The following is a 10,007-nucleotide window of genomic DNA, read 5'->3' as shown; positions in this document are numbered from 1 at the left end:
ACCGGTCAACGGCGAGCGCTTCCGGCTCTACGTCGAGCAGGTGCTGGTGCCGACGCTGAAGCCCGGCGATATCGTCATCATGGACAATCTCGGCAGCCACAAGGGCAAGGCGGTGCGCCGGGCGATCCGCGCCGCCGGCGCCAAGCTCTTGTTCCTGCCCAAATACTCCCCCGACCTCAATCCCATCGAGCAGCTCTTCGCCAAGCTGAAGCACCTGCTGCGCAAAGCCGGCCAGCGCACCAGAGACGCCGTCTGCTCCGCCATCGGCCAGATCCTCTCCACCATCTCCGCCGACGAATGCAGCAACTACCTCGTCAACTCAGGATATGGACGATCCTAATCTCATCCCGCTCTAATGCCCGCAGCGACCGATCGAGCCCGGCAGACCGCGCCCCTCAATGGCGTTGCGTGGCGATCCAGCGGCGAGCGCCACTCCAAGCCGCCGAGCGGCCGCTGCCAGGTTGGTGTTGATCACGGCCGCCTGTTCAATCCCGCCGGTGAGCGAGGAGATCAGTAGCGGCGCCTGGACGGACCGGCCCAGGAAGGTGGTGCCGAGGTCGATCTCATCCATGTCGAGTTCAGGCAGGGCGAAGTGCTCGAAGCGGAGGCGCTCGAATCCCATCTCCGCCCGATGCGACTCGAGTGTCGGGTTCAGGGCGAGGGCGCTGTCTGCTGTCTTGCTGCTCATGCTTTCAGGGCCTGCCCGCTTCGCTTTGAATGGTCTATCGCACCGGTTCCACACAGTTGGTGGTCGAGGCGACGGGAATCGGCGGCTGGACCGATGCCGCATTGTTGAGGACAAGCTCCATGAACTGAAGGGTCTCGCGGTTGAGCTGTCGTCCTTTCAGTCTAACCAGCGTCGGCTCGAACCGAAGATTTGGCTCGTCCAGCGGGATGAACCGACCGTCGGGCGCTGATCCTTCCACATTGCATTGACATTCGGGTAGGATGGCGATGGCATTGCCCATCGAGATCCACGCCTCGCACAAGGTCTGAACGTCCGGGCACTCCATGCAGATCTCAAGATGCAGACCCCGCTGCCAGGCTAGGCGAATGATCCTGTCGTAGGAGCCAAGACCAGACGACCGCCGCAGCAGCAGGAGCGGGTGAGAGGCAATGTGATTCAGCTTCAAGGCAGACGGCCATTGCGCCTCGATCAATCGATTCGGCACAACCGCCACGCTTCGGCTGGGGGGCAGATTCTCAAGAATCAGCTTCGCTTCGTTCTCGGGCGGCTGCATGATGGCCACGTCGACGACCTGTTGGCGGAGCATGGCCTCGAGATTGCTGCTGTCCTCGCGCAGCACACGGACCTTAATCTGCGGATGAATTCGATGCAGCTTCTGTAGCGGCTGGGGCAGAAAGGCCGCACAGGTCGAGGAGACACCGATGACGATGGTGCACGGGCTTCCACCACACCCCTTCACGTCTTCGCAGAGGTCGTCCCATTCTGTCAGTATCGCTTTTGCCTTTTCGTAGAGGTGTCGGCCGGCTTCCGTCACCCTCCATTGCCCGCCGCCGCGCTCGATCAGCGTCACGCCAAGCTCTTCCTCCAACTCCTTCAGCCGTAAACTCAGCGGTGGCTGTGCCATGTTCAGGGACTGCGCAGCCTTGCTGATCTGCCCGTGGTCGACAATCGCGCAGAAATATTTCAGCCGTTTCAGATCCATGGTTGCGCTCGCCCGGTTGCGCCACTGCGTGCGCCTTTTCCGAGTATGAAGCTCGGACCCGGGCCTCCTCTCAAGAACGCGGATGAGAGCATTGGCCAGCGTACGTTTGGGCAGCCACTCCGATTCTAGTGTATTGCGAGCGACCTGAGACGTCGATGCGACAAAAACCGCAACTCGTGCCCGTGGTGACAACGCCATGGGACCTTGCCTAACCGGCGGACGGACATGGCGACCGGCGCCTGCATCGACAGCGGAGCCGCCATTGGCGGCCGGCCGGAGCCCTTTTCCAGTCTCAGCGCAGCGATGGCCATTTGCCCGGAAGAGTGCACGGCGCGCCGTCGTCGGCCGGAGCGCCGCGGCGCTGCCAGTGCATCTTGGTGCCGAAGCCGAACGTGTTGTCGGTGTATTTCAGGTGATAGAGGGTGATCGCCCAGAGCGGCGCCGGCTTCAGGCGGGCAAAGGGAAACTTGCGAAAGTATGTGGCCAGACCGCGCTGCTGCTCTTCGCCTTCCAGACAGCGCACCCGGCCGGCGAACTGAACGCCGCGGAGCTTGGCGATATTCGATTCTTGTGACGAGATCGTGCCGGCCACCTGGTCGTTGTCCAGGAGCTCACTGCCGTGCCGGGTCGACCGCTCCGACATGAACAACAGCACCATTGCCTGCTCGTCGAGGGCATAGAAGCAGTTCGCCGCCCACGGTGTCGAACCGCGCACCGAGCAAAGGCTCAGCACACGGTTCGCACGGATATAGGCGATGATCTTGCCGGTGTTGGCCATAGTGTTCAGCAGACCGTCCCAACCATCGCGGTGCCCAGCCCCGACGTGACTACGTTAGCGTATGGATCCACGGCATGACCAGAGTGTCCCAGTAGTGCGAGATCGGCATTACGATGAACAGCCCTGGCAGCAGGTTGGCGATCGGAAACGATTTGATGCCGCAGATGCGGAAGCCGGTCGCGAACATGATGATGCCGCCGAGCGCCGAGAAATCGGCGACCATCTCGGGTGTCGTCGCGGCCATGATCGACTGGCCGAGATAGAGCAGGGCGACCTGGACGATGAACTGCGGGATGGCGATCGTGGCGACCGACAGGCCGAGCGCGGTGGCGAAAATGCCGGCAGTGAAGAGGTCGAGCAGCGACTTGGCGAACAGGATCGACGGATCACCCGTGATACCCTCGTTCATCGACCCGAAGATGCCGGTGCCCGATGCGACGAACAGCACGAGAATCCCAACGAACTTGTCGAGAAACTCGTCATGCGAGACAGACGCGCCCTCACGTCGCGGTGCCAGCTTGTCGATGAATCCGCGGGTCTTGGATGCCATGCGGTTGATGTTTTTCTCGATAGAAAACAGTTCGCCGATTATGGCGCCGAGGAGCAACGACGCGATCACCGCCGGCAAGATGTGCATCTTGACGACCATGAAGATGCCCATGCCCATCGACGCGGCGCCAAAGGTCAGTGGCAGTTGTGTGCGGAATTTCTCACTCAGTCGATCGCCGAGGAGGCCCCCGACGACGCCCCCCACAAGGGTGGACGAGGAATTGACGATTGGTCCGATCATTGAAGCCCTCTATTCTCAGCCGTTTTGGTTTCGGTCGTTTCTTGTTGTGGGGAACCGGCCCAGCGGGGCAGCGCTTTGACGTCCAGTCCGAAAAGATCCAGCGCCCGGGCCACAGAGTGGGTGACCATGGCGTCGATCGACTGCGGTAACTGGTAGAGGGCCGGGACCGGCGGATAGACGATCGCGCCGATCTCGGTGGCTGCTACCATGTTGCGGAGGTGCCCGAGGTGCAACGGCGTTTCCCGCGCCATCAGCACCACTCGCCGGCGTTCCTTGAGGGCGACATCTGCCGCCCTCGTCAGGAGATTGTCGGTGGCCCCCGAGGCAACCACCGCAAGCGTGCGCATCGAACACGGCGCGATCAGCATTCCCAGATTCTGGAACGAACCGCTGGCAATGGCAGCACCGATATCCTCGATCGGATAGACGACGTCCGCCATGGCTCCGAACGCTTCCGCCGACAGGTCCGTTTCGTGGGCCCTTGTGCGTTCAGCCGCATCCGACACGACGAGGTGGGTTTCGATCTCAAGCTCCCGAAGAAGCTCTAGGGCCTTGACAGCGTAGATGAAACCCGTCGCGCCGGAGACGCCGACGACGATGCGCCGCTTGTGCATTTTCCCGTCCCGAAAGGGTTATTCGAAGTCCGGCAGGAAGCGCTTGACATCAACTTCCATGAACTTCGAGCGCTGGAATCGGTCCTTCAGGTCGAACGGCACGGTGCAGTCGAAGATCGTCTTGCAGGAAATGCCAGGAGCGCGGATCGACGGGCTAAAGTCGGGCCGCGCCGACGGATCGAGCGGGTGACATCGGACGCCGGGAATGAACACGGTGCTGATGTCGCCCTGGAATCGCGTCGTCATCGCCCACAGGACGTCATTGGTGTCGAAGATGTCGACGTCTTCGTCGACTAGGATCACATGCTTCAGTTCCGAGAAGGCGGAGAAGGCGAGCAGCGCGGCCTGGCGCTGGCGGCCTTCGTCTGAGGGAATGGACTTCTTGAACTGAAGCACCGACAGGTACTTGCCGCCTCCCGACGGATGCGCATAGACGTTCAGGAGCTTGCCCGGCATGGCGCGTTCGACCATGCCCAGAATGCTCGCCTCGGTCGGAATGCCGGCCATGCTGACATGTTCTTCGGACGGCCCGATCACCGTTTGCAGGATCGGGTGGCGACGATGCGTAACGGCCGTCACCTTGAAGACCGGGAGCTCCATTTGGGCGCCGCCGGTGTAGCCGGGAAACTCCGGCATCGCCTTGCCGTTCTGCTTGAAGCGATCCTCGCGCATGCGCACGTTGGGCAGGAGTTCGCCTTCGATGACGATTTCCGCATTAGCGATGCCCTTGGCCTTGACCGTCAAGGCGTCGACCAGCTCGACGGGCCTGCCGCGAAGGGCGCCGGCGATCGACAGTTCGTCGAAGCCGAACGGCGTCGTTGGCGGCTCAAAGCAGGCGGCGACATTGATCGCCGGGTCGATGCCGATGTTGATGGTCAGCGGCAGCGGCTTGCCGGCCGCCTCGGCCTTCTCACGCATTGCCGCGATATGACGGCCGCCCGGAACGAAGTAGATCGACAGCTCGTCCTTGTCCTGCACACAGATGCGGTGGATGGTGATGTCGGTTTCGCCGGTCTCCGGATCGGCGGCATAAAGATGACCCATCGTGATGTAGGGGCCGGCGTCCTCCTCAGTGTTGGTCGGCGCGGGCAGCAGCTTGCGGATGTCGAAGTCCGGATCGGTCGCCCTGTGCACGACTTCCTGGCAGAGCGCCTTGTCCTGCCCGACCGTGACGGGCTGAATGGCGCTGGCGACGGCATTCTTCAGATGGGCCCCAAGTGCCTCCGGCGCGCAGCCCAGCAACAGCGCGACGCGCTTGCGGCTGGCCAAAAGGCCGATGACGACACGCACGTCGTCATAGCCTTTGACGGCGTTGAAGATCATCGCGGGGCCTTCGCGGGTCGGCCGCATCACCGTGCCGCCGGCGCCCACATAGCGATAGACGCCCGACAGTTCGGCAAGCGGGTCGACGGGTTCGTCAGTGGTGACCAGTTGCCCGGGGATTTGTGACAACAGCTCCAATGCCGACCGCAGGTCGGTGATCTGGTTTGCCGCCGGACTCATATCGAGTGGCATTTACATCGTCCTCCATAAGCTGCATGAAGACCAGAAAGCAGTATTGATGCGCTATACGCGCAATAGAATTGTCGTGTCGGATAGGATGTATTGATTTTAAGCAGAGATTTACCCAATAAATATGGGTAATTGCAATTTTCCTTGCTTCTATCCGGGATTTGTTTGATAGGCGTCGAACCGCATATAGAAAAAATACTGTTTTGATATGATGGTATACCAAAGCCGTATAGTCTCGGCGGCCAAACAGGGGCTTGGCCGAGCAGAAACGCCTGAAGCAGCAGCTTGCGAAGGAAAAGCGCAGTACCGCCGAAGCGCTATCGGACAGTCGGCCCGATGCGTCGGCGAACAGCGACAGCGACAAAACAACGCGGCGCTCGACGGTAGAGGTGACCCGACCTTAACGCGCCTCGCGGAACGTTCGATATGCGGGGCCGGTCCAGCCGAACCGTCCGCCGCGAATCAGCGGTTCTCGCGCATGGCGTTGAACAGCGATGCGCCGAGGATCATCGTGGCGCCGATCCAGAACAACCCGTCCGGCGCGTAGGCGAATACCAGCCAGCCCAGCAGGATATTGAACGGCAGCTTCAAGTCGTCGAAGGGCTGTAGATAACTCGCGTCGGCGACCGCGTAGGCGCGCGCGACGAAGTATTGCGACAGTCCAGCAACGAGGCCGAGGCTCAGCAGTGCAATGAGGCCGTGGCCGCGCGGCACGACAAACCCTTCGAGCCCAAGCCACACCGCGTTGATCGGAGTGAGCAGCAGCAACAGATAGACCGTTACTGTCTCGGGCTTCTCGTCGAAGGTCAGCCGCTTGGTCATCAGCGCAGCCGCCCCCCACAGCGCAGCTGCGGCGATGGGCAGCAACGACACCAGCGAGAAACTGGCCGACCACGGCTCAAGAATGAAAGCCGCGCCACAGAAGCCGACAAACACCGCAGCGAGGCGCACCCCGGTGACCTGCTCTCCCAGAAATATTCCGGCGCCCGCGACGACGAAGAACGGCGCCGTCATCACCAGCACAATGACATGGGCCACCGGCATTGCCGCCAATGCGGCGACAAACGTCTGCACGCCGGCCGCCGACAGGATTGCCCGCAGCAGGTGCAGACCGAAGTGACTGGTAGCCAGCGCCGCCCGCCCTTGCCGCCACAGCCAGGGCACCGCGAACATCAGCGCGAAGAAATACTGATAGAAGGCAATGGCAGTGGGGGGCAGGCCCGCAACCTGCGTCGTCCACTGTGTGAGAACATTAACCACGGCATAGCAGACGCCGGCCAGCACCATGAACTGCGCACCGCGCACCGCCGGCATACCGATTCGTGGCAATGAGGCAGTCGGGTCCATCGCATCGATCCTTTCGTCGCAACCCAGTTGCCTCAGGGGTGACGCAGGACCGAACCGACGGGCGCACGGGTGACGTGCGCCAACCAATCGGCTTCCCTCGTTCTCTTCCATCCGGACTGTAACCGTCGGCTTCGGAATCGCACCGAATCTGCTGATCCGCGCAAAGCAATCGCGCGGCGCTCGCGGGCTTCAGGCTTGGCCTGTCACCGCCGGTGGGGATTTTCACCCCGCCCCGAGAACAGTGCCGGCTTCTAGCCGACACGCGGCAGCCATAGTCCGGAACGTCAGGCCGATCAAGCGTTCGACCGCGCTGCACCTTGTGCCGCAATGTCACACTCTGGAGCGCCATCCTGGCTCGTTCCGGCCGCGCTGCGGGGCGCTTAGGTGGGTCCGGTTTCCCGCACGTCGCCTGCGAGCTTCCTGACCAGCATCTCGCGGATATCGCGGGCGCCCGAGTGCGGCTTGTCCTTGTTGCAATCGGCGCCGCTCGATTTGCTCAGGCAGTTGATTGGCCTATCGCACTGGCCGCCGCGAGCGATCCGTCAGCGTCTCGATGTCCTCGTCCTTGTAGTGGTTATAGATCTTGTAGCCGGTCTTCATCGAGATGCCGAACTCCCGGCCCACATCGCCCACGCCCTCACGTTCGAGAAGACGAGCCATGAAACGTAGACGTTCCTCCATTTCGGCGCGTCTCACAGCCGTTCGACCGTCAGGGCAATGCCCATGCCGCCGCCGATGCAGAGGGTGGCCAAGCCCTTCCGGGCATCGCGCTTCTGCATCTCGTAGAGCAGGGTCACGAGCACCCGCGCGCCTGACGCTCCGATGGGATGACCGAGTGCGATGGCGCCGCCATTGACGTTCACGCGGTCGGTTGGCAGGTCAAGTTCGCGCACGACCGCCAACGCCTGAGCCGCAAAGGCTTCGTTCGCCTCGATGAGATCGAGGTCGCCGACACTCCAGCCGGCGCGCGCGAGCGCCACCCGGGTCGCCGGGATCGGCCCCGTTCCCATGATCGCCGGGTCGACTCCGGCAGTGCCCCAGGACACGATCCTTGCCAGCGGCGTCACGCCGCGGCGATTGGCCTCGTCCGCCGTCATCAGCACGATCGCGGCGGCACCATCGTTGAGTCCCGAGGCATTGCCGGCCGTCACCGTGCCCTCGCGGGAGAAGGCGGGACGAAGCTTGGCCAGCGTGTCGGCGGTGGTTCCTGGCTTGGGATGCTCGTCCTTGTCGACGACGACATCGCCCTTCCTGTCGTTGATGGTGAAGGGAACGATTTCGTCGGCAAAGCGGTCGGCCTCCGCAGCCGCTGCCGCCTTCTGCTGCGAAGCGAGGGCGAAGCTGTCCTGCTGTTCCCGCGTCAACCCATATTGGGCGGCAACGTTCTCGGCGGTGATGCCCATGTGATGGACATTGAAGGCGTCGATGAGGCCATCGTTGACCATGGTGTCGACGAAGTCGGCCGGACCCATCTTGACGCCGCCACGAAGATGAACGGCATGAGGCGCCTGACTCATGCTTTCCTGGCCACCGGCGACGACGATCCCGGCCTCGCCGAGGCGGATGGCCTGATAGCCGAGCGCGACGGCGCGCAAACCCGAGCCGCACAGCTGGTTGATTCCAAAGGCCGTCGACTGAGTGCGCATTCGGGCGGCAAGCGCGGCTTGGCGCGCGGGATTCTGCCCCTGAGCAGCGGTGAGGACCTGGCCGAGAATGGCCTCGTCCACCTCTTCCGGGGCAGTTTTGGCGCGCGCCAGCGCAGCAGTGATCGCTGCCTCGCCGAGCTTGTGGGCCGGAACCTTGGCGAATGCGCCGTTGAAGGCGCCGATGGCCGTGCGGGCAGCGCCTGCGATGACGATGTCCTGATGCATGATTGTCTCCCGCTGCTCAATCGAAGCCGCTCACAGTTCATGGTCCGTGGCAGCCGCGATCTGCCGTTTTCAGGCCGACAGGCTCATTTCGCGTATGTCGGCCGCGATGATGAGATTGGCCTCGGTCGCCGCCATGACGTCTTCGATGGCGGTGCCTGGGGCGACTTCCTTGAGGACAAGGCCTTCGGCAGTGGGCTCGATGACCGCCATGTCGGTGACGATGAGATCGACTCGCCGCACCGAGGTGATCGGCAGGGTACACTTCCTGATGATCTTGGCTTCGCCCTTGGCGGTGTGGGTCATCGCCACAATCACTCTCTTGGCGCCGCTGACGAGATCCATCGCCCCGCCCATGCCGGGCACCATCTTGCCCGGCACCATCCAGTTCGCCAGTTGCCCGGCCTCGTCGACCTGCAGCCCACCCAGCACCGTGACGTCGAGGTGACCGCCACGGATGAAGCCGAACGACGTGACGCTGTCGAAGGCGGCGGCGCCGGGGATGAAGCTGGCGGGCGTGCCGCCGGCATCCGTCAGGTCCTCGAAGGCCGCGGCCTTCTCGGCAAGTGCCTGCATGCCGATGAGCCCGTTTTCCGACTGGAAGAAGGCGCGCATGCCCGCAGGCAGGAATTGAGCCACCAGCGTCGGCAGGCCGATACCGAGGTTGACCAGGTCGCCATCCTTCAGCTCCTGGGCGACGCGCTGTGCGATCAAGATTTTGGCGTCCATCGTTCAGCCCTTGCGCGCCACAAGGAAATCGACGACCACGCCCACCGTCTCGGCGTGATCCGGCGGAATCATCCCGACGGGAACGACGATGTCGGCCTCGGCGATCACCGTCTCTCCGGCCATGGCCATCACCGGATTGAAGTTTCTCGCGGTGAGCTGGTACTGGAGATTGCCAAAGAGATCGGCGCGCACCGCGTGGATCAATGCGAAATCCGCCTTCAGAGGTTTTTCGACAAGGAAGGTCTCTCCATCGATCTCGATCGTGGGCTTGCCTTCGGCTACCACCGTACCGACGCCCGTCGGAGTGATGACCCCGCCCAGACCCGTGCCGCCCGCGCGGATACGCTCGGCCAGCGTGCCCTGCGGCACAAGCTCGACCTCGATCTCTTCGGCGATCATCCGCTTCTGGGTCTCCGGATTGAGCCCGATGTGGGAGGTCACGAGCTTCACCACCGCGTTCGCATCGATGAGCCGGCCGATGCCGATGCCGGGGCGCGCCGTGTCATTGGCGATGATGGCGAGGTTCTTCTTGCCTTGCCGCACGAGCTCGGCAATCAGGCGGTGGGGTGAGCCGCCCCCCATGAAGCCGCCAATCATCACCGACGCACCGTCGGGAATTTTCTCCACAGCGGCGGCCAAGGTTGTCAGCTTGGACATGCTTGCCCCCTTCTTGTTAGGCGACTTGCAACTCGTCTATTG

11 protein-coding genes, 1 pseudogene and 1 riboswitch are annotated in these 10,007 nt (G+C 62.9%); of the genes and pseudogenes, 1 reads left to right on the top strand and 11 read right to left on the bottom strand.

What is annotated here, in order from left to right; all coding sequences use genetic code 11:
- The coding region (locus tag B5D38_RS20990; RefSeq protein WP_131829985.1) for a transposase at positions 1–340 on the top strand (340 nt) is incomplete at its 5' end.
- 12 nt (positions 341–352) lie between these two features.
- Here the strand turns inward: B5D38_RS20990 and B5D38_RS20985 are convergent.
- The 11 genes and pseudogenes from B5D38_RS20985 to B5D38_RS20935 all read right to left on the bottom strand — a co-directional run bounded on the left by B5D38_RS20985 (position 353) and on the right by B5D38_RS20935 (position 9,965).
- Positions 353–688, bottom strand: a complete 336-nt coding sequence (locus tag B5D38_RS20985; RefSeq protein ID WP_078710406.1) for a beta/alpha barrel domain-containing protein — start codon at positions 686–688, stop codon at positions 353–355.
- Between the two features lie 34 nt (positions 689–722).
- Positions 723–1,670 (bottom strand): LysR family transcriptional regulator, encoded by a 948-nt coding sequence (locus B5D38_RS20980; RefSeq protein WP_165690940.1) that lies wholly within the window; start codon positions 1,668–1,670, stop codon positions 723–725.
- 292 nt (positions 1,671–1,962) lie between these two features.
- Entirely contained in the window at positions 1,963–2,448 is a 486-nt protein-coding gene (locus B5D38_RS20975; protein WP_078710404.1) for a PNPOx family protein, read from the bottom strand.
- 49 nt (positions 2,449–2,497) lie between these two features.
- Positions 2,498–3,238: a DUF554 domain-containing protein gene (locus B5D38_RS20970; RefSeq protein WP_078710403.1), complete on the bottom strand. Its 741-nt coding sequence runs from the start codon at positions 3,236–3,238 to the stop codon at positions 2,498–2,500.
- Positions 3,235–3,852 (bottom strand): UbiX family flavin prenyltransferase, encoded by a 618-nt coding sequence (locus B5D38_RS20965; RefSeq protein ID WP_078710402.1) that lies wholly within the window; start codon positions 3,850–3,852, stop codon positions 3,235–3,237. Before B5D38_RS20965 ends, B5D38_RS20970 begins: the two co-directional genes overlap by 4 nt.
- An 18-nt stretch (positions 3,853–3,870) precedes the next feature.
- Positions 3,871–5,367 (bottom strand): UbiD family decarboxylase, encoded by a 1,497-nt coding sequence (locus tag B5D38_RS20960; protein WP_207553010.1) that lies wholly within the window; start codon positions 5,365–5,367, stop codon positions 3,871–3,873.
- Between the two features lie 459 nt (positions 5,368–5,826).
- Entirely contained in the window at positions 5,827–6,711 is an 885-nt protein-coding gene (locus tag B5D38_RS20955; protein WP_078710401.1) for a DMT family transporter, read from the bottom strand.
- Between the two features lie 95 nt (positions 6,712–6,806).
- A riboswitch (FMN riboswitch) is annotated at positions 6,807–6,955 on the bottom strand.
- A gap of 154 nt (positions 6,956–7,109) precedes the next feature.
- Positions 7,110–7,392, bottom strand: a pseudogene (locus B5D38_RS22885) (leucine zipper domain-containing protein); the annotation flags it as partial.
- Positions 7,393–7,403: 11 nt separating this feature from the next.
- Positions 7,404–8,582 (bottom strand): acetyl-CoA C-acetyltransferase, encoded by a 1,179-nt coding sequence (locus tag B5D38_RS20945; RefSeq protein ID WP_078710400.1) that lies wholly within the window; start codon positions 8,580–8,582, stop codon positions 7,404–7,406.
- A 69-nt stretch (positions 8,583–8,651) separates the two neighbouring features.
- Positions 8,652–9,308: a 3-oxoacid CoA-transferase subunit B gene (locus B5D38_RS20940; protein ID WP_078710399.1), complete on the bottom strand. Its 657-nt coding sequence runs from the start codon at positions 9,306–9,308 to the stop codon at positions 8,652–8,654.
- Positions 9,309–9,311: 3 nt separating this feature from the next.
- The gene (locus tag B5D38_RS20935) at positions 9,312–9,965 is read right to left on the bottom strand and encodes a CoA transferase subunit A (protein WP_078710398.1); all 654 of its coding nucleotides are present in this window, start codon (positions 9,963–9,965) and stop codon (positions 9,312–9,314) included.
- Positions 9,966–10,007: the final 42 nt, after the last annotated feature.

This window comes from Consotaella salsifontis (genome assembly GCF_900167365.1).
GTDB classification, from domain to species: Bacteria; Pseudomonadota; Alphaproteobacteria; order Rhizobiales; family Rhizobiaceae; genus Consotaella; species Consotaella salsifontis.
The sequence above is the reverse complement of the archived record's forward strand: the minus strand, read 5'-3'. Positions and strand labels throughout refer to the sequence as shown.